Origin of the sequence: Sorangium sp. So ce726 (assembly GCF_051521405.1) — a bacterium.
In the GTDB taxonomy this organism is placed as follows: Bacteria; Myxococcota_A; Polyangia; order Polyangiales; family Polyangiaceae; genus Sorangium.
On record NZ_CP150349.1, the window covers coordinates 10,378,508 to 10,398,459 of the forward strand.

15 protein-coding genes are annotated in these 19,952 nt (G+C 73.4%); 6 read left to right on the plus strand and 9 right to left on the minus strand.

All coding sequences use genetic code 11. From position 1 onward, the window contains the following. Window positions 1-142 precede the first annotated feature (142 nt). From WME79_RS38615 to WME79_RS38625, 3 genes are all read left to right on the plus strand, one after another. Window positions 143-4,459 carry a VIT domain-containing protein gene (locus tag WME79_RS38615; RefSeq protein ID WP_437525437.1) on the plus strand — a complete coding sequence of 1,439 codons (4,317 nt, stop codon included), beginning with the start codon at window positions 143-145 and terminating at the stop codon, window positions 4,457-4,459. After that, entirely contained in the window at window positions 4,456-5,715 is a 1,260-nt protein-coding gene (locus tag WME79_RS38620; RefSeq protein ID WP_437525438.1) for a hypothetical protein, read from the plus strand. The genes WME79_RS38615 and WME79_RS38620 overlap by 4 nt, the downstream gene beginning before the upstream one ends. A 124-nt stretch (window positions 5,716-5,839) precedes the next feature. Then, window positions 5,840-6,757 carry a Uma2 family endonuclease gene (locus WME79_RS38625; protein WP_437525439.1) on the plus strand — a complete coding sequence of 306 codons (918 nt, stop codon included), beginning with the start codon at window positions 5,840-5,842 and terminating at the stop codon, window positions 6,755-6,757. Window positions 6,758-6,848: 91 nt separating this feature from the next. On the opposite strand, the gene WME79_RS38630 is transcribed toward WME79_RS38625, so the two are convergent. The 8 genes from WME79_RS38630 to WME79_RS38665 form a co-directional block, all read right to left on the minus strand. Next, entirely contained in the window at window positions 6,849-7,997 is a 1,149-nt protein-coding gene (locus WME79_RS38630) for a vWA domain-containing protein (protein WP_437525440.1), read from the minus strand. Window positions 7,998-8,375: 378 nt separating this feature from the next. Further along, on the minus strand, window positions 8,376-9,116 hold the full coding sequence (locus WME79_RS38635) for a hypothetical protein (RefSeq protein ID WP_437525441.1): 741 nt from the start codon (window positions 9,114-9,116) through the stop codon (window positions 8,376-8,378). Between the two features lie 223 nt (window positions 9,117-9,339). After that, window positions 9,340-10,518, minus strand: a complete 1,179-nt coding sequence (locus WME79_RS38640; RefSeq protein WP_437525442.1) for a FecR domain-containing protein — start codon at window positions 10,516-10,518, stop codon at window positions 9,340-9,342. Next, window positions 10,515-11,105 (minus strand): RNA polymerase sigma factor, encoded by a 591-nt coding sequence (locus tag WME79_RS38645; RefSeq protein WP_437525443.1) that lies wholly within the window; start codon window positions 11,103-11,105, stop codon window positions 10,515-10,517. The genes WME79_RS38640 and WME79_RS38645 overlap by 4 nt, the downstream gene beginning before the upstream one ends. Beyond that, window positions 11,102-12,076, minus strand: coding sequence for a hypothetical protein (locus WME79_RS38650; protein ID WP_437525444.1), 975 nt, complete (start codon window positions 12,074-12,076; stop codon window positions 11,102-11,104). Before WME79_RS38650 ends, WME79_RS38645 begins: the two co-directional genes overlap by 4 nt. A 60-nt stretch (window positions 12,077-12,136) precedes the next feature. After that, the gene (locus WME79_RS38655) at window positions 12,137-13,039 is read right to left on the minus strand and encodes a dienelactone hydrolase family protein (protein WP_437525445.1); all 903 of its coding nucleotides are present in this window, start codon (window positions 13,037-13,039) and stop codon (window positions 12,137-12,139) included. Between the two features lie 63 nt (window positions 13,040-13,102). After that, the gene (locus WME79_RS38660; RefSeq protein ID WP_437525446.1) at window positions 13,103-13,510 is read right to left on the minus strand and encodes a response regulator; all 408 of its coding nucleotides are present in this window, start codon (window positions 13,508-13,510) and stop codon (window positions 13,103-13,105) included. 785 nt (window positions 13,511-14,295) lie between these two features. Further along, entirely contained in the window at window positions 14,296-14,562 is a 267-nt protein-coding gene (locus WME79_RS38665) for a hypothetical protein (protein ID WP_437525447.1), read from the minus strand. Between the two features lie 137 nt (window positions 14,563-14,699). On the opposite strand from WME79_RS38665, the gene WME79_RS38670 reads away from it, so the two are divergent. The 3 genes from WME79_RS38670 to WME79_RS38680 all read left to right on the plus strand — a co-directional run bounded on the left by WME79_RS38670 (window position 14,700) and on the right by WME79_RS38680 (window position 19,292). Then, on the plus strand, window positions 14,700-15,581 hold the full coding sequence (locus WME79_RS38670) for a protocatechuate 3,4-dioxygenase (RefSeq protein WP_437525448.1): 882 nt from the start codon (window positions 14,700-14,702) through the stop codon (window positions 15,579-15,581). A gap of 209 nt (window positions 15,582-15,790) precedes the next feature. Next, window positions 15,791-17,074: a diaminopimelate decarboxylase gene (locus WME79_RS38675; protein ID WP_437525449.1), complete on the plus strand. Its 1,284-nt coding sequence runs from the start codon at window positions 15,791-15,793 to the stop codon at window positions 17,072-17,074. 91 nt (window positions 17,075-17,165) lie between these two features. Next, entirely contained in the window at window positions 17,166-19,292 is a 2,127-nt protein-coding gene (locus WME79_RS38680; protein ID WP_437525450.1) for a bifunctional metallophosphatase/5'-nucleotidase, read from the plus strand. 60 nt (window positions 19,293-19,352) lie between these two features. On the opposite strand, the gene WME79_RS38685 is transcribed toward WME79_RS38680, so the two are convergent. Then, window positions 19,353-19,916, minus strand: coding sequence for a DinB family protein (locus tag WME79_RS38685; RefSeq protein ID WP_437525451.1), 564 nt, complete (start codon window positions 19,914-19,916; stop codon window positions 19,353-19,355). Window positions 19,917-19,952: the final 36 nt, after the last annotated feature.

Genomic DNA, 19,952 nt, shown 5'->3' on the forward strand with positions numbered 1-19,952 from the left:
GGGGCTACGCTTCGTCCGCGCTTTCCCGTTACGATGACCAGCGCGATCGCTTCGGCAGATCGCCGGGGGGGCATGGGACGTCTGCATGCGGCCCCGCGCTGGGCTCCCGGGGGCGAGGGCCACCGCGGCGAGGAGGTCTTGGATGTCGTCGCACGAACAGGTAGAGCCGGCCGAGACGCCGGCAGAAGAGGGCGCAGTGAGGGCAGGGGCTGAGCTTGCGCGCCGCAGGCGCGGCCTGCGCTTCCGGCTCGCGCTCGGGGCGCTCGCGCTCGCCGCCAGCGTGACCGCGCTGGTCCTGAGCCACGAGACGAAGCCCGAGAAGACCAGCGCCATCGGCGCGCGGCTCGAGCTGTCCTCGGGGGAGGTCACGCTGAGCGCGCAGGACGACAGGAAGTCGACGGTGGTGTCCGGGATCCCGGTCCCGGTCGGGGGGAAGCTCGCGACCGGAAAGGGCGCGCGGGCGCTCGTCCGGCTCGCCGACGGCTCCGCGGTGTTCCTCCGCGCCGACTCGGAGATCGCGCTCCGCGCCGAGGGGCTCTCGATCGCCCAGGGCGAGGTCTGGCTCGACGCGCCGCCCGAAGGGCGCAGCGGGCTCTCGCACGCGCTCGGGGACGTCAACGTGTCGGCGGCCGACGCCGGCCTGTCGATGAGGCGCTCGGGCGACGCCGTGAGCGTGTACGTGGCGCGCGGGCTCGCCGTCGTCGCGGCCCCCGGCGGGCGCGTCGAGGTGCACGCAGGGGAGCAGGCGACGGTCGCGGGCAGCGCCGCGCCCAAGGTGGCGCCGCTCGCCTACTGGGAGGACTGGACCGGAGGCATGGGCGACCACCGGCCGCTCGCAGGCGAAGGCAGCGGATCTGGCCGGATCTACGGCGTCGACCTGCAGGGCGCTCCTGGAACGCAGGCGCGCACGCTCGAGATCAGCCGGCAAGCCGTGCGGGCCGTGCTGCGCGACGGCATCGCCGAGACCGAGGTGGACCAGACCTTCTCGAACCCGGGCGGACGCCAGGTCGAGGGCTGGTACTGGTTCACCGTGCCCGAGCGGGCGATCGTGAGCTCGTTCGCCGTGGAGACCAACGGCGTGCTCGTCGAAGGCGAGGTCATCGAGCGGAAGGAAGCGGCCCAGCGGTACCAGACCGCCGTGCAGACCGGCCACGAGCCGGCGCTGCTCGAGTGGGTCGACGGGCACAGCTACCGCGCCCGCATCTTCCCCGTGCCCGCCAGCGGCTCCCGGCGCGTCGTGCTGCGCTACGTGGAGCTGCTCAGCGCGCCATCAGGTAAGCTTGCTTACGTTTACCCGATGCGCGCGAGCGAGCCCGTACAGATCGGCGAGTTCTCCCTCTCCGTGGATCTCGGCCAGGCCGGCCAGGGGCTGCAGATCGCGACGCTGGCCGACGCGGTGATCGAGGACGGCGGGCGGCGGGTGAGCATGCGGCGGAGCGGCTACGAGCCGCGCGCGGACTTCCAGCTCGAGGCCGCCGTCAAGGCCAAGCCGTCGCCGCTGCGGGTGTCGCGCTTCGCCGCGGGCGAGGACCGCGCGGATTACGTGATGGCCAGGTACGTGCCCGACGTGGACTGGGCCGAGCTCAAGGAGCTGCCCGCCGACCTGGTCGTCGTGGTGGACACGTCGGCGTCGGCCGACGAGTCGGCGCGGCAGCAGAAGGCGGCGGCCGCCGAGGCGATCCTGCGGGCGATGTCGCCGTCGGACCACTTCGCGCTGATCGCGCTCGACTCGGCGCCGGCGGTCCTGCACCCGAAGGACGGGCTGGCCGAGGCGTCGGACAAGGAGATCTCCGCCGCGCTCACGCGGCTGGCCGAGCACGCGACGGGGGGCGCGACCGACCTCGGCGCGCTGTTCGAGTCGGCGCTCGGGCGCGTGCACGGCAAGGAGCAGCCGGCGGTCATCTACATCGGCGACGGGCTCGCGACGAGCGGCGAGGTGACGGGCGCGCGCCTCGCGGAGCGGCTCCGGCGCTCGCTCACGGGCTCGCGCGCGCGCTTCTTCACGGTCGGCGTCGGCGAGAACTCGAACCACGCGCTGCTCCGCGAGCTCGCGCGCGCCGGGGGAGGACAGGCGTTCCGGATCGACGAGGCCGAGGGCTCGACGTCCGAGGTGCTGCGCCTCGCCGGCGCGATCAAGACGCCGACCATCACCGATCTCGCGATCGACCTCGGCGCAGGGCTCGACGAGCCGATGCTCACCGCGAGCGGCAAGGTGTCGCGCGGCGAGGAGGTGCTGCTGCTCGCGCGCACGCACCACGCGCTGCCCACGAAGGCGATCGTGAAGGGGCGGCTCGCGGGGAAGGAGTACACCCGCGAGCACCCCATCGAGCTCGATCGGGGCGTCGGCGCGGCGCTGGTGCCGCGCTTCTGGGCGGCCGAGAAGATGCGGCGGCTGCTCGCGGACGGCGACGACATCGAGGCGCACCGGGGCAAGGTGGTGGAGCTCGGGCTCGACTACGGGCTGATCACGCCGTTCACGAGCACGCTGGCGCTCGAGAGCGAGCAGGCCTACGTGAACCAGGGGATCCGGCGGCGGCGCTCGCCGCTCCGGGGCGAGCGGCTGACGGCGCTCACGCCCCAGCGAGAGCGCGAGTTCGCGGCGCTGCTCGCGCCGCCCTCCGCGGCCGTCGCCGCCGGGTGCTCGAGGAGCGAGTCGAGCCCGAGCTACGAGGAGAGCTCGGCGAAAGAAGGCGGCTACGGCGCGAGGGCGCAGGCGGCGGCGCCAGCGCCGGCGATGGCGCCGGCGATCGCGGAGCAGGGCAACGAGCGGGACCAGCGCCCCAAGGGGGATGTCGCCGCGCCCGGCGCCACGCTGGCGGCCCCGCCCCCTGCGCCCGAGGCGACGGCGGCGCGCCCGGCCGAGGAGGCGGAGCAAGAGCCCCTGCGGCTGAAGCAGGAGGCCGCTGCGAACCAGCCGGCCGCCCCCCGCCCGCTGGCTGCGCCCATGAGCCCACCAGCGGCCGACAAGCCGTCCGAGCTCGCCGCGATCGGCTCGACCGGCTTCAAGCGCGCGACGGGCGGCGGCGGTACGCTCGCGGCGTCCGACGCCCTCCCGCGCCTGGAGAAGGCCCGCAAGGCAGCGCCCGCGGCGGCGCACCCCGCCTCCCGGACCTCGCCGCCGCCGAGGCGCCCGCAGGTCGCGATGGCGCCGTGCAGCGACACCGCGCGGCGGCCGCTCGCCGAGCGCATCGTCGTCTGGTCGAAGCGCCTCGCCCGCGCCACGACCGCGGAGCAGCTCATCGCGCGCTACGAGGGCGCGCTCACGACCTGCGAGCTGCCGGACTGGCGATCGAGGGCCGCGCTCCTCTCGCTCCTCCAGGCGAGGGTGTCCACCGAGGGCGGCGCCGAGGCGCTGCTCGCCCGGTTCGCCGGCGAGCCCGAGGCGCAGCGGTTCATCGCGCACGCGCTCCTCAGGCGGAGCGTGGACCCCGCGATCTCCGCGGCGGTGCGGCGCACGCTCTTCGGGGGCGTCGATCCCAGGGCGAGCTGGGTGCTCCTCGACGAGCGGCTCGCGGCGCTCCCGGCGGTGGACGATCGGCTCGCGCTGGTGCGGCAGGCGCTCACCGACCGGCCCGACGATCCGGAGGGGGAGATCCGGCGGGTGCGCCTGCTCGCGGAGGCGGGCCGGAAGGACGAGGCGCTCGCCTACGGGCGGCGGCTGCGCGACCGCGGCTTCATGAGCCCTGCGCTCGCGCTCGATCTCGGCGACGTGCTCGCGTCGAGCGGCTTCGAGGCGGACGCGCTGCGCACGTACTCGGAGGTCGTCGAGTTCGATCCGACGAGCCCCGCGTCGCGCGCGATGCTCGGCGACGTCTACCTCCGGCACGGCTGGTACGCGGCGGCGTACCGCCAGTACACGACGCTCACGGACCTCGCGCCGGCCGAGCCCCAGGGCTGGCTGAGGCTCGCCGCGGCCGCCGCGGGCAGCGGGCGCGTCGACGAGGCGCTCCGCATCCAGCGCAAGGTCGCCGCCGCGGAGGGCACGCCGGGGCCCGACGATCCGCGCGCGTGGGCGCGGCTCCTGTCGGCGGCGCGCATCGGCCGGCTGCTCGCCGGGGGTGGCGGCGCAGGCCCCGCGGCCGGCGCCGAGGCGGAGAGCCTCGCCCGCAAGCTGAAGGAGCTCCAGCTCTTCAGCGGCCCCGGGGCGCTGCGCGTCGTGCTCTGGGAGGACTACGCGGCGGAGCTCGCCCTCGCGGCGCGGGACGGCCAGGTGGACGCGGCGCTCGGCGACGGCACCTTCGCGCCGGCGGTCGGGCTCGCGGCGGTGCAGCTGCCCGCCTCGGAGCTCGCGCGCCTCGAGTGGCGCGTCCGGTTCCGCAGCGATCCGCCGGGGAGGGACGTGCGCTTCGTGGTGACGACGATCGTGTGGGACGGGGCGTCGTTCCAGGTGACGAGCGCGCCGGGGTCGATCGGCGCGAAGGACCGGGAGGTCACGCTGGCGAGCGGCGCGCTGCCATGATCGACGTCTCGCTGCTCGGCTGGCTCGTCGTCACGCTGACGTCGACGCTGTCGCTCGTCCTGCTGCTCGTGGCGCTCGGCTCGGTGGCCTACCTCGGCGTGACGGCGCTCGAGGCCGCGCCCCGCCAGCGCGGCGCGCGCGCGATCGGCACGGGCGCGGCGGCCTGCGCGCTCGCGGCCGGGATGGTCGGGCTGCGCGTGGGCGCGGGCGCGGGCGCGGCCGTCCCGACGGCCGCCGTGGGGATCGCCGCCGCGGCCGCGATCGGGGCGACAGCGGCGTGCGCGTGGACCTTCGGCGCGCGCGCCGCGGCTGCGCTCGGGGCGGCGCAGGCCCGCCGGAGCGCCGCGGCGCTGCGGGCGGGCGACGAGCGGCGCCGGCTGCTCGCGGCGAGCCAGCGCGCGTACGCCGAGGGAGACGACCTCGCCGCCGAGACGGCCGCGGCCGACGACGCCGTCGCGCGGCTGCGCGCCGCAGTGGGCGCGCTGGCCGACGCGCGCGCCGCGCTCGAGGCGAAGCGCGCCGGCGCGCAGGACGGGCCGCGGCCTCCGGAGCCACCGGAGGCGAGCGCGCTCGCCGAGGACCTCGCGCGCGCATGCGACGAGGCCTCGCTGAAGCTGTCGATGGGCCAGCGGGTGCTCGCCGCCGCGGAGGCCGCGGCGCTGCGGATCGCGTGCAACGCGCCGCTCCGGCGGCTGCTGCGGCGGCGGCCGCGCGAGGCCACGCAGGCGCTCGCGACCCTGGGCGCGGGCGCGCTCGCGCCGGCGTCGGCGTCGATCGAGGCGTTCCTCGGCGAGGTGCGGGCGGCGCGCGTCGAGGTCGTGGAGATCGCGGAGCGGCGTGCGCCGGACGTGCCCGGTGCGCCCGGTGAAGACGGTGCGACCGATCCAGAGGCGGCGGAGGGCCCGGCGGCGCTCGCGTTGCGCGAGCTCGCCGCGATGGAGTCGGCGTACGGCGCGCTGCTCGAGCGGCTGCGCCTGGCGGAGCTCCACGCTTCGGCGCGCGCCTCTGTCGAGCAGGTCGAGAGCGCCGCGGGCGCGCTCTCCGCGACGGCGAGGGCCGCGGCGATCGACCCGGCGGCGATCGGGGCGCTCGTGACGGAGATCGCGCGCGCCGAGTCGGCCGTCGCCGCCACCGCGCCGGAGGTCGGGGGCTCGCGCGCGCTCGCCGAGGCGCTCGCCGCGGGCTCGGTGGCGCTCGACCGGAGCGACGCGACGTCGCTCTCGGAGCTCATCGCAGCGCTGCGCGAGCTCCGCTGAGGCGATGAGCGACGACCGCCCCTGAAAATCACACGCGAGACGATGCCTGGCCGTAAGGGGTCACCTTGGCGCGCGGCGCCCTGAGAGCCTCCCCGAGCGAGGTGGGTTGAGCTAGGCTTTGCGTGTGGTTCAGGCCCTCCCTGCCGGTTATCTCTTCGACCCCGCGGACCCGCGCGCGCCGACGAGCGAGCAGTGGGCGCGGATGACCCCGGCCGAGCGCGCGCGCATCGTCGACATGCTCCCTGCCGAGGTCCCGCTGGAGCTCATGCCTCCCGAGGGAGACGCGCACCGCAAGGCGAAGCGCGACGCGCTCGACGCCCTGGACGGCTTCTTCCGCCGCACCGCCCGCAAGATCTACCTCTCTTCCGAGCTTGCCGTCTTCTACCCCGGCGAGCCGCGGTTCGCGCCCGACCTGCTCGCCGTGGTCGACGTCGAGCCCCACGAGCGCATGCGGTGGGTTGTCGACCACGAGGGCAAGGGGCTCGATCTCGTGATCGAGGTCCACGTGGCCGGCAGCCGCACGAAGGATCACCAGCTCAACGTCGACCGCTACGCCCGGCTCGGCATCCGCGAGTACTTCCTCTTCGACCGCGCCCGCCTGCGCCTGCACGCCTACAGGCTGCCCGCGGCCCAGGAGAGCGACCCGTCACGCCCACGCGCCTACCAGCGCATCGTACCTCAGGCTGGCCGGTTCGCCTCCGAGGTGCTCGGCCTCGATCTGCTGCTCGACGGCACGCGCCTCCGCTTCTTCGCGGGCAACGCCCCTCTCGAGGACGCCGACGAGATGATCGCCCGCCTTGGTGGGATGCTCGATCAGGTCATCTCCCACCAGGAGGAAGCGCAGCGCGTCGCCGAGGAGCTGGCCGCAGAGCTCGACAGGGAGCGGCGCCTGCGCGAGGAGGAGCAGCGCCTGCGCGAGGAGGAGCAGCGCCTGCGCGAGGAGGAGCAGCGCTTGCGCGAGGAGGAGCAGCGCCTGCGCGAGGAGACAGAGAGGCAGCTGGAGCAGGCGCGCGCGGAGATAGAGCGGCTCAAGGCCCGCTGAGCACTCGGCCGCCAGGGGGAGAAGGCCACCCGCGAGGGTGGTCGTGGCGCGCCGCCTCGCGCAGCGTTCGCGGCGCGGCGGCGCGCGAGCTTCATTGAGGCACGGGGATCACCTCGTCGCAGGGGAAGGTGATGCTGATCTCGTGCTCTCCGGACTTGACCGTCTCGCAGGCTGCGCCGACGAACTCCACCTCGCTCGGGCCGTTGAGCCGCCAGCCGTTCGCGTCGTCGAGGGGCACGCGAGCGCCGTCGATCAGGACGGTGCCTGCACTCCCGTCACCCCGGACGCTGCCGTCGAGCGTGAAGACGCACTTGCGCACCACGTTCCCGATGATCGAATCGAACGCGGCCTTGAGCTCCGAAACGTCGTTCGCCGGGTAGTAACGAGGGGTCGGGTCGTCGAGCGGCAGGCCCTGCCCGGCGTTCGCGAGCTCGTGCAGGTGATCGATGCCCACCTCGTCCCCGACCGAGATGACGTAGACCACGATGTCGCTCTCGAACGCGTGCTGGACCGCCGCGACCGAGGCCGCGCGGCCCCGCTCGTCGACGCCGCTGCCCTGGCCCCGGCCACGGCCCTCGCAGGAGTTCGGCTCGCCGTCGGTCGCGAGCACCAGGACCTTCGGGCCCGGGAATCTGACCGGATCCAGCGAGGTGAGCGTGGGTATCACGGCCTCGATGGACTGCCCCGTCGGCGTGCGGCCGCCGTCACGCTCGGCCATCTCCTCGGGTTCATACGCCTGCGCGATGGGGTCGTAGTTGTTCGACGCGATCGGCACCTCGACGAGCCAGGGGCAGGTCGCGCCGACCTCGTCGTCGGGCGGCGTTGTGTACATCGTGAGGCCGAAGTTCACCTGTCCTTGCAGCGACGGAACGAGGCCGCTCGCCGGATCCACGAGCGCGCTGCGCACGGCCGTCCATCGCTGGATGGAGTCCGGATCGTCCTCGTCGCCCTCCAGGGGGTCGCGCATGCTCCCCGACCGGTCCACGAGAAGGAGGACGTTCGGGACCGCGCGCTCGAAGCCCACGGAGAACGAAGCGCAGGCGTCGCCCGGGGTCGTGGTGCCCGGGCCGCTCGAACCAGCGCCCGTATCGCCCGGGGAGACCGTGCCCACGTCATCGCCCGGCGCGCCGTTCGACGGCGTGCAGCGACCGCTCGAACCGCAGGCGTACCCGGAGGGACACGCCGCGTCGGTCGAGCACTCGATATCGCACGCTCCGCCGGTGCAACGCGGGTCGAGCATTCCATCGTCCCCGCCGCAGGCCGCGACGAGAACGGCAGCGAGGAGGCCGACGCCAATACCACCCGTGAGGCAACTGCGAAATCTGAGGGCCGACTGTTCTCGAAACATGTCTTGCTCCAGCAGCTAAGGACAAGGGTGCAGAACGCCGCGCGTCGCGCGGCGACCGTGAAACACAGACGACGAAGAAAGGCGGCTCGGTCACGTCGCGACCTCGAGCACGCCCTCGCGGCTCCCCACGGAGACACGGAGGCGCGGGGACGCCGAGGCGAGGGGGGAGCGCCTCGGCGAAGCCCTGCGTCCCGGCGCCTCCGCCGCGGCGGCTCTCCCCCGCCGGCCGCGAGCGCAGCGAGGGCGCCTCTCAGATCGCGCCGCCGACCGTCACTCGCAGACGAACTCGCCCCTCCGACAGACGCACGTCATCGCGTCATAGACACACTCCTGCATCGGACCGGGGGAGCACTCGGCCCCGGGCTCCGGCGGCTGCGCCGGACAGGGGTCGGAGCACTGCCACTCGCCGCCGAAGCACGAGCAGTTCACGCCCCCGTACTCGCATCGAAGCCTCGCCTGGTCGCAGCTGGAGCTGCCCTCCGGTTGCTCCGCCGGGCACGCCGCGCAGCTCCAGGCGCCGTCAGCGCACGTGCACCGCGCGTCGCCATAAACGCAGCTCGCCCCCCGGCCTTCACACGCCGCGTCGTCTTGCGGTTGCTCTGCCGGGCAGGCGGTGCACTGCCACTCGCCGCCGAAACAACTGCACTGCGCGTCGCCGTACGCGCAGCGCTCGCCCTGAGTGTCACAGGCAGCGCCGTCCTCCGGCGCATCCGCAGGACACTGCGACGCGCCGCCGCTGGCCGCGCTGCCGCCGCTCGACGCGCTGCTGCTGCCGGTGGTCGACGAGCCTCCGCCGCTGCTGCTGCTGCTGCCGGTGGTCGACGAGCCGCTGCTGCTGCCGGTGGTCGACGAGCCTCCGCCGCTGCTGCTGCTTCCGGTGGTCGACGAGCCTCCGCCGCTGCTGCTTCCGCTGGTCGTGGCGCTCGAGGTGTCGCCGAAGGAGACCTCCTCGTCCGACGAGCCGCAAGCGCCCGAAAATCCGAGCGCGAGCCCCGTGAAGGCGAGCGCCACCGCGCAGCGCGCACGATGGCGCCCTCCATGAAAAGATACGACACCACGGTTGACCGATGAACGAACACCGGCCGCGTGCACGAGAACGCCCGGCGTTCCGCGCGTCCACAAGGAACGAAGCATAAGATCCTCCTACGGCCCTACTTCGCCGGCCGACCGCGGACCCTTCGCAAAAAAATCGAGAGCGCGCTCTCTCCGTCTCCGCGGCCGGCGATCCCGAGGGTCAGTCGCCGGCGATCTTCCTCGCCTCTGCCCGGTGAGCGCCGTTCGGACGCGCCGCGAGGTAGCGCTTCGCCGCGGCCGCGGCCTCGGCGGCGCGACCGGCGCGCTGGAGGGCAATCGCCTGGAGGTAGTCCGCTTCGTCGGCGCGCGCGTCGCCCGGATGCGCGGCCGAGAACGCCTCGAGCTGCGCTGCGCTGTCGGCATAATCGCCGCGCCCGAGTGCGCGCATCGCCTCCGCGAACTCACGCGCGGCGGGCGAGCGCTGCGGCGCGGCGCCCGCCGCGGAGCGCTGGCCCCTCGCCGCGGCGGACGGCGCGCCCGGCGGCGCGCGTCGCTCCTGCGCGGGAGGCTTCGCTGGGGGGGCGGTGGCCGCCGCGGCGCCCGGAGATGGCGCCGCGACGACGCCGCTCGGCGATGCCGCCGCACCGGCACCTGGGGGCGGCGGGAGGGCCCCCGTGGGCGGAAGAGCGGCATCGGCGTCGCCCGTCGCTCGCCACGAGCCACCCGACGGGATGACCGCGGAGAACCCGGCGTAGCGGACCTCGACCGTGCCCTCCGTCACGGCCACGCCGCGGATCTGACCGCGCTCCGCCTCGACGCGGAACGTCGTCCCGCGCACCTCGATCTCCGCGTCGGTCGTCCGCACGAGGAACCGCTCCCCCGCCGCGAGCTGGCGAACGGTCAGATCGAGCGCGCCGTTCACGAGCGTCACGACGTCGAGCCCCGCGTTCCTCTCGCGCTCGAAGCGCGCGTCGTCGGACGGCCGGATGATCGTCCCGCGCCCGGGCGGAGGGCGCGGGGGCAGGACGTGGCGCAGCGCCAGCGCCGGCCGCTCCTCCGGTCGCCGCACCGCGACCGTCCCGGCCCAGGCGGCCGCCCCCGCGAGGGCCAGCGCGACGCCCGAGAGCGAGAGGCGCGTCCGGAGCAGCGGCGCGCGTGAGGCCGGCGGCTCGGTAGCGCGCCGCAGGAGTGAGAGGCGCGCGCGCTGGTGCTCGAGCGGCGTCGCGAGCGCGCGGGGCGCCCGCACGGCCGCGCCGATCCGCTCGAGATCGCGCGCGAGCGCCGCGCACGCGGCGCACACGCCGAGGTGGTGCTCCACCGCCGGTCCCTCCCGCGGGCTGAGGCGGCCGCTGTGGAGCGCCTCGACGAGCGCCGCCTTCGGACAGTCCGGCGCCGTCATCGGGCCCCTCGCTCGAGCGCGCGGCGCACCTCGGCGCGCGCCTCGTGCAGGCGCCGCCACACCGTCCCGACCGGCGTCTCGAGGAGGCGCGCCACCTCGACGCCCGACATCCCGTTCCACTCGACCATCACCAGGACGAGCCGCCGCTCATCCGCGAGGCGCGCGACGGCGCTGCGGATCCGCGCCTCGTCCTCGGCGAGGCTCGCCTGGTCCTCGGGCGTCGCCGAAGGCGGCGTGGGCGTGCTGCCGAACGACTCGATCAGCGCCCTGAGGCGCGCGAACGTTCGGCGACGCCGCCGGAGGAGCTGGACCGCAACGCCGATCAGGAACGGTCGCGCCGTTTCGCGCCCGTCGAACGACGCCGCCGCCCGCGCCGCCGTGAGGAACGTCTCCTGGACCAGGTCGTCCGCGTCGGCGTCGTTCGGCGCAGCGCGCAGCAGGAACTGCCTTACGTGCTCGTGATGGCGGTCGAACAGCACCCCGAGCGGCCCGAGATCGCCCTGCGCGATCGCGGTGAGCAGCGCCGCGTCAGTCTCGTCGCGGAGGGTCTGCGCCTCGCGCGCCTCGCGCGCTTGCACCCGTCTCATCGGAAGGCGACCTCCAGCCCAGCGCTCACCCCGAGCGTGTAGGCGGGGAAGCGCTCCGGGGAGCTCCCCCGGCCGGCCCCGCGGTCGTCGCGGTCATCGCTGGCGCGGTCCTCCCCGCCGATCTCGCGCGGAGTGAGCTCGGCGTCGAGCGCGACGACGGCGCGGAGCGGCGGGGCGATGGGCAGCACCCCTCGCAGATCCACGCCGATGCGGCCGTCGACGCGTGACTGCTCGCGCCCCCACCGCTCGGAGGACCGCGTGACGATCGCGACCGAGGGCACCACGCTCGCGCGGAGCTCGATCTTCCGGAGCGCGAAGCCCTTCGATGCGGCGGCGCCGACGCACACCTCCCGCAGGGAGGGGCTGCGCTCGCCGAGCGGCGCGGAGAGCGCGTCATAGCGGACCCACGCCCCCGCCGCCCACGACCCGACGGGCACGGAGAGCGCGGCCGTCGCGCCGACCCACATCAGGTCCGCGCCGCCGGCATAACGCGGGGAGAGCAGCGCGCTCAGGAGCACGCGCGGCTCGGGCGGGGGCGCCGTGGAGTGCGCGCCGTCTCCCCGCTCGGCGGGCTGCGCGAGCGCGTCGGCGCGGCCCTCAGGGGCCGCAGGAGGGGGCAGAGGCTTGGCGAGCAGCGCCTCGCCGAGCGGCACGATCTCGTCCGGGGAGGCCACGTTCCGGGAGATCGAGGCCCCGTCCTCGCCGGTGACGGTGAGCGTCGTTTCGCCCTCGCGCGCGGCGAGCTCGATCACACCGCCGGCGCAGCTCCAGGGCTTCCCTTTGATGGCCGAGGACCGGACGAGCGCCTCGACCGCCCGCCGGAACGGCTCGGGGTGCGCGGCGACGCTCGCCCCCGCCCGGGCCGGCGTGCACCGCGCGTCCGCCACCTGCGACGCGGCGGACGGCGGCGACACGGCGGACCCGAGCGCCACCGCGGCGACCATGCCAGCGATCTTCGTTCGAGGGATCACGCCGCGCCTTCCCGGCGGAGATTCTCGGCATGGGGCCGGCGCCTCCGCAAGGGCCGCGCATTACCCCTTCAGCTTCGCCGCCAGGAACCGCCGCGCCTTCTCCCACGCGTCCGCCGCGGCCTTCGTGTTGTACCGCTCTCCCGACGGGTTCGCGAAGGCGTGGTCGGCGTCGTACCGGAGCACCTCGTGCTCGATGCCTGCGTCGTGGAGCGCCTTGTCGAAGTCGTTGACGACCTCGGGCGGGATGCCCTTGTCCTGGTTGCCGAAGATGCCGAGCACCGGCGCCTTGATCGCCTTGAGCTGCGCGGGGTCGGTAACGAGCCGGCCGTAGTAGATGACGGCCGCGTCGAGCTCGGGCTCGTTCAGCGCGAGCTTGAGCGACCACGCGCCGCCGAAGCACCACCCGATCGAGGCCGTGCGCGGCGCGAGGATGCGCGCGTCCGTCGTGAGGAAGCGGTGCGCCGCGCGCACGATCTCGATCCCCTTCGCCTCGTCGACCGCCTTCATCGACGCCATCGCGTCGTCCGGCGTGGTCGCGACCTTGCCGCCGTAGAGGTCCACGGCGAGCGCCGCATACCCGTCCTCCGCGAGGCGATCGGTCCAGTGCTTGATGTGCTCGTTCAGGCCCCACCACTCGTGGATGACGACGACGCCCGCGATCGGCGGCTTCGCGTCCCGCGGCAGGCTCAGGTACGCCTTCGTGCCGGCCACCTCGACCGTCTGCCCTCGCGCGGGCGGGGCCTTGTCCGCCCTGAGCTGGTGGAGGGCCTTGAAGTCCTCCTCCGAGAGCAGCCCGGTCGGGCCGTCTTCACCGAGCGCGCCGGACGACGCAGGCGCCGGCGCGGCGGCCGCGGGCGGCGGCTCGACGCGGGACGCGGGAGACGAGGCAGAGCATGCGGTCGCGACGAGCAGCGCCAGCGGCGCAGCCATGCGGAAGCGGCGGAGGTGGGACAGGAGCGTCATGGCCCGCACCCTACCAGCTCGGAGCGGTGCGCCGGAAGCCTCGCCGCGGGGCGTCGCGCCCGCCTACGTCGCGACGCGCAGGCCCAGCTGGCTCGACGCGACCCCCCGCCGGACGGCGGACGCCAGCGTATCCGGGGCGAACGGCTTGGCGACGAACGCATGGGCACCGAGCCGGAACGCCCGCTCCCGCTCGCGCGGCGAGGACATCGACGAGACGATGACGACCGCGACGTCGCGATGGTACCGGCTCTGCCGGATGAAACGGATGAGCTCGAGGCCGTCGATGTCCGGCAGGTGGATGTCGATGATCACCGCGTCGTAGGCGCCCCCGTGCATCCGCCGGAGCGCCTCGAACCCGCTCGCCGTCTCGGCGACCTCCACCCCCGGCCCGAGCTCTGGCGCCCCCTCGAGCGCGGCTCGCATGTACGCCCGCATCGCGGCGGAGTCGTCGATGAGGAGGATGCGGGTCATGCGGCAGGTCCGGCTCGAGCTCTCGAGGGGGCGCCTAATACACCACAAACGACAAAATCAGAAGCAGTTGTCGGCTTTCCGACATGCGAACGCGTCCCCGGCGGCGCCCTGCGCGCTCCACGCCCGGCTGCGCCAGCACCGCGACCTCCCGGCAAGGAGGTCCCACGCCGAGCGGGAACACGGCGATCGCGCCTCGCCCCGCCTCGGGCGAGGCCCGGTTGGACCTCGGGCGAGCGAGCTCATCGTCCGACACCAACCGACCTGTACAGGCGGCCTCCAGGCCCCGAACCTTCGCCGCCCCCCGCCGCTCCGAACAACGGGATCCGCGCTGGTCAGGGGCCCCGCGGCAGCGTCCGACGACCGGCCTGGCCCCCTCCTCGAGCCCGCGCCGTGATCACATCGGCCCGATCCGGGAATTCGTCTGAGTCACACAGGAAACCTTGTGCGCACCGCGCGCGCTGCACTTCTTCGCCAGGGCTGCTTCGATGAGAGCCCTGGCTCTTCCACTATATATCTGGACGAGGCGAGAAAGAGACGAGATGCAACGAGCCCGGCGGCCAGGGCACGGTCCGTGCTCAGCAAGTTGGCGTGAGATCCTTGCGGGGAGCTCGGTACTGTCCTCACCAGCCGCCCGCGAGTCGACTCGGCCTCAGCATCGGAGCGTCCATTTCTCCCTCGGCCGGGAAATTAATCGATCCTTTTGACGACGAGATCGAGCGACGAGCCTCCCATTTGCGGTCCGTCGCTCCGCGACCGCGCGCCTCGGCGCGTCGCCCGGTTCTTACTTAGGAGGGCCAAGCCCGTATGTCCTTGAAGCACTGTCTCACCGTGAACAGCGGGTGGGGCAGCCTGTCCTCGGGCAGCTTCGGTACCCGTGCTCCCCGACCCATCCTCGGCGCGCTCATCCCGTCGCTCGTCATGGTGGCGTGCCAGTCCGAGACCGGGAACAGCGATGACGTCCCCGATGACGCGGCGTCGACGAGCGCCTCCTCGGGGACCAGCGGCGCTGGCGGCGTCGACCACGGCCCCACCGTCAGCCACGGCGCCAGCATGCGCAGCGCCGGCGCTGGCCCCGCCACGGCCGCCGAGGTGGGGCACCGCTCCGTGTCCGGTCAAACCAGGGTGATTGCACGGGTCAGATCAGCGACTCATCGAAGGAGACCGTTGTATGCGTAATAGGCAAGGAGCCGTGCCGCGAGATCTGCTCGACTGGGTCTTCAACCGTCGGCAGCCCCTCGTCAAGCTCGAGGCGTTCGCCATCACCAAGCCCGTACTCGTGTCCTGCAGGGAGGACGACGAGATGGGCGGCGACCTGAGCGGGAGCGGCACCGGCGGCGGAGGAAGCGCCTGGAGCGGCGCTGGTAGCACGGACAGCAGCACCGCCGGCTCCTTCGCCACCAGCTCGAGCAGCGCCGGCGGCGCCGACGCGCTGGATCCGTCGATCTTCAAGGGCGCCGGCAGCTGCCGATTGACCGCCACGGACATCGGGGGCCCGTTCCTCATCGACGACAGCGAGATCCCGAACGACATCAGCCTGTTTCGCAGCGACATCCGGGACAACCACCCCGGCTGTGAGCTCCGGATATATGTCCGCCTGCTCGACGCCCGGAACAACCACGAGCCCATCCCCGATGCCGAGGTCTACATCTGGCACTGTGACGCGGATGGGCACTACAGCGGCTTCGAGCATCAGAGCCCCTCCACGCCGTCCGCGGGCGCGGCCGAGCACACGCCGGAGAGCCAGGATCGGTTCTGCCGCGGCGTTCAGCTCTCCGACCGCAACGGGATCGTGGGCTTCAAGTCGATCTATCCCGGGTCGGACGCGGGGCGGCCGGTCCACGTCCACATGGTCGCTCGCATCAACGGCGCCACGACCAGGCTGATCACGACGCAGCTCTATTTCGACGCGGACCTCAGCGCAGAGGTCTTCCAGAACGAGCCGGCCTACGCGGCTAGCTCGGCGAACATCGCGGCGTCCAGCCTCAATCCGCCGCCAGGCAACGTGGTCATGCCGACGACGTACACCTCGGGGCTGGTCACCAGCATTCTCAACATCATCGTCGACGCCTGAGCGCACGGGTGTCCTCAGGGCGCGCGGGGGGGCGGTGCGTCCCCCCCGAGCGCGACCCGGGCCACCTCTTGGCCAGCCGGGACAGCGCCTCCCCGCTGCCTGCCGAATGTCACGAAATTTCGAGGAAACAGGGCACCTCTCCCGTTCGCCACGCCGACGCGGGGCGGACAATCGCCCTCCGGGGCGCCAGACTGCGGTAGGGAGGTTCCATGAGCGACACGGATCGGCTGGATCCCGGGAGCATGGCGCGCGCGTTCCGCGAGGCGCGGCGCCGCGGGATGGATGTGGAGCCGGCGGTCCTGTTCCACGACCTGGGGCGCATGCGGGCGCGCATCGGACGGATCGGCGCGGCGTTTCCGCCCGGCGCCCTCCACACCGTGGCGATCAAGGCGAACCCCCTCGTCGAGGTCCTGCGGGCGGCGGTCGACTGCGGCGCGGGGCTCGAGGCGGCTTCGCTCGAGGAGGTGAAGCTCGCGCTCGCCGCCGGCTGCCCTCCCGATCGCCTCGTCTACGACTCTCCCGCGAAGTCCCGCGCCGACATCGCGGAGACCCTCCGCCTGGGCGTTCGGCTCAACGCCGACAACCTGGATGAGCTCGATCGCATTGACGAGCTCGTCCGCCACGAGGGGGCGGCCAGCCGCATCGGGCTGCGCATCAACCCGCAGGTCGGGGCCTCCAGCATCGCCCTGACCAGCGTCGCGGATCGGCGCTCCAAGTTCGGGGTCCCCCTCGAACAGGCCGACGCCGTGCGCGCCGCCTTTGCGCGGTACCCGTGGCTCGCCGGGCTGCACGTGCACGTCGGCTCGCAGGGGTGCGCGCTCTCGCAGCTCGTCGACGGGATCGGCCGTGTCGAGGCGCTGCGCCAGGAGCTCCGGCGCGCGATGGGGCCGCTCGCCGCCGGCACCATGGATATCGGCGGCGGTCTGCCGGTCGCCTACCGGACCACGGACCGCCCCCCGGCGCTCGAGGACTACGCGGCCGCGCTGCAGCGCGAGGTGCCGACGCTGTTCGAGGAGGGGACCTCGCTGATCACCGAGTTCGGGCGCTGGGTCCAGGCGGGCTGCGGCTTCGCGGTCTCGCGGGTGGAGTACGTGAAGAAGGACTCGGCCGGGCGCACCGCGATCCTTCACCTCGGGGCCGACTTCCTGCTGCGCCGCGCGTATCACCCGGACGACTGGCACCATGACTTCGTGGCGCTGGATGCCGATGCCGCACCCAAGGGGGGGCCGCTCTCGCCGTGCACCCTTGGCGGCCCGCTCTGCTTCGGCGGCGACGTGCTGGCCCGCGATCTCGCGTTTCCGGAGCTGTCGCCCGGCGATCTCGTGCTCATCCGCGACACGGGGGCTTACACGCTGAGCATGTGGTCCCGCCACTGCAGCCGCGGCATCCCTGCTGTGCTCGGTGTCGACGCCGACGACCTCCGGGTCCTGCGCGAGCGGGAGCTGCCAGAGGACGTCGTCGCGTTCTGGAGCCGCGGCCGCGGCCGGCCATGAGCCCGCCGCGCGGCGTTCACACGGCTGTTTCCACGGGAATCCAGCATGTGGCAACATGGAGCGGCGAGCGCTGCGACGTGGAGGAGCAGAGATGAGATCGAGCGGAGCTTCGTGGGTCCTCGGGCGATGCGCACAAGCGTGGCGGGTCACGCTCCTCGGAGCCGCGCTGTGCGTGCCGCCGGTCGCCAGCGCGGGCTGCGGCGATGACGACGCGACGACCACCGCCTCGGTGTCCAGCGGCAGCGGCAGCGGCGGCGGCGGCGGCGGCGGCGCAACGAGCGCCACCTCGGGCGGCGGCGCTGCCGGCTCGGGTGGATCCGGCGGCTCTGCCGGCTCGGGCGGCTCCGGCGGCGCGGGTGGCTCCGGCGCTGCCGGCTCCGGCGGCTCCGGCGGCGGCGCGGGTGGCTCCGGCGGCGCTGGCGGCAGCGGCGCTGCCGGTTCCGGTGGTTCCGGTGGCACCGGCGGCTCGGATGGCACCGGCGGCGCTGGCGGCTCCGGCGGCGCTGGCGGCGCTGGCGGCAGCGACGCTGCCGGCTCGGGCGGTTCCGGTGGCACCGGCGGCTCGGATGGCACCGGCGGCGCTGGCGGCTCCGGCGGCGACACCGTGAGCGTGCAGATCATCGCCTTCAACGACTTCCACGGCAACCTGGAGCCCCCCGCGGGCAGCAGCGGCAGGATCACCGTGCCTGCCACGCCCACCAACACCACCGTGGACGCCGGCGGCGTCATGTACCTGGCGTCGCGCGTCGCCGCACTCCGCGCCACGAACCCGAACACCGTGGTGGTCTCGGCCGGCGACCTCATCGGCGCGAGCCCGCTGGTGTCGGCGCTGTTCCACGATGAGCCCACGATCGAGGCCATGAACCTCCTTGGCCTCGATATCAACGGTGTCGGCAACCACGAGTTCGACAAGGGCACATCGGAGCTCCTCCGGATGCAGTACGGCGGGTGCAGCCCGGCCGACGGCTGCACGGACGGCACCTTCTTCCCGGGCGCGAACTTCAAGTTCCTCGCCGCCAACGTCGTCGTCGACACGTCGAGCGGCAGGACGCTCTTCCCGCGCTACGACATCCGCGAGTTCGACGGCGTGAAGATCGCCTTCATCGGCATGACGCTCGAGGACACGCCATCCATCGTGACGCCGATCGGCGTCGCAGGGCTGTCGTTCATGGATGAGGTCGACACGGTGAACGACATCGTCCCGGAGCTCCAGGCGCAGGGCATCGAGGCGATCGTCGTGGTGCTCCACGAGGGAGGGCTCCCCACCGGCCTCTTCAACGAGTGCCCGGGCCTCTCTGGCCCCATCGTCGACATCGCCACGAACATCGACCCCGCCGTGGACGTGATCGTCTCAGGGCACACCCATCAGGCGTACAACTGCATCCTCGGCGACAAGATCGTGACGAGCGCTGCGTCGTTCGGCCGCCTGGTGACTGACATCGATCTGGAGATCAGCAAGAGCACCGGCGACGTGACGGCGAAGACGGCGAACAACGTCATCGTGACGCGCGAAGCGCCCGACGCGGGCGTGAGCACCCTGGTGACGCGCTACAAGGACCTCGCGGCGCCGCTGGCCAACGTGCAGGTCGGCACCATCACCGCGAATCTCGACCGCGCGGTCCCTGCCATGGGCGCCGGGCTGTTCACGATGGGCGCGGTGATCGCCGACGCCCAGCTCGCCGCCACGCGCGACGCGAGGACCGGCGGTGCCGAGATCGCGTTCATGAACCCGGGCGGCATCCGCGCGGATCTCACCTACGCGGCCTCTGCCACCGAGGTCAGCGACGGGGTGGTCACGTTCGGTGAGGTGTTCACGGTGCAGCCCTTCGGCAACAGCCTGGTCGTGATGACCCTCACGGGGGCGCAGATCGACACGCTGCTGGAGCAGCAGTTCCGGCTGAACGCGGGGGGCGTGCGGCAGAGCCTGATCCTGCAGGTCTCGGACGGCTTCACGTACACCTACAGCCAGAGCGCGCCCATCGGCGCGAAGGTCGACATTGCCACGATCCGGATCAACGGCGTCCCGATCGAGGCGGCGCGGACCTACCGGGTGACGGTGAACAGCTTCCTGGCGACGGGCGGCGACGGCTTCACCGTGCTCAACGACGGCACCGATCGGCTCGGCGGCGCGCTGGATCTCGACGCGCTACGGGACTACTTCGCGGCGAACTCGCCCGTCTCCCCGCCCGTGCTCGACCGGATCACGGTCGTGCCCTGATCGGGCCTCCTGGATCGCTCATTCACGTTTCTGGTGCTCGTCACCTGAGGACGAGCCCCCTTAGCTGCGCGGCCTTCGTGCGTAGAGGAAGCGTGCATAGCCGATCTCGGCGGCGTTCTTCGTGAGCTCGACGTTGGCCCACGCGACGACGTCACCGAACGGGCGGTCCTGGAAAGGCCAGCGCGTCCGTCGTGTCGAGCGCAGGTCGTCGTCGGTAGCCTGCTCGAGCGCCGCTCGCCACTGGCCCTGAAGCCTTCCGAGCCACGCGCGCACGTCGTCGGCGTTGCCAGGCCACGTCACGTCCTCGCGGGTGAGAGCGCCGTCGCCGAAGGCGTGATCGAGCGCCATGGACCACCAGAAGCCGAGATGCCACGTCAGCCACGCGATGCTCGGCGGGCCGAGATCGTAGCCCTCGTGCTCCGGCCAGTCGGCGCGCCACTGGCCATCGGGGGTTTGACGAACGTGCAATCCCTCGTCAGCAGGGCGCCACAAGCACTCTTCGGTGGAGAGCCCGTCGAGGTGAAAGCTGGTGAGCTGCCAGGCTATCTCGAACTGCCGGATCAAGTAGCCGCCGACTTCGCTGGCCATCGACGAGGGAGCGGCGTCAGGGCCATCGCGTCTCATGGCCCCGAGCCTAGCATGCCCGCCGTCCCTCATCCT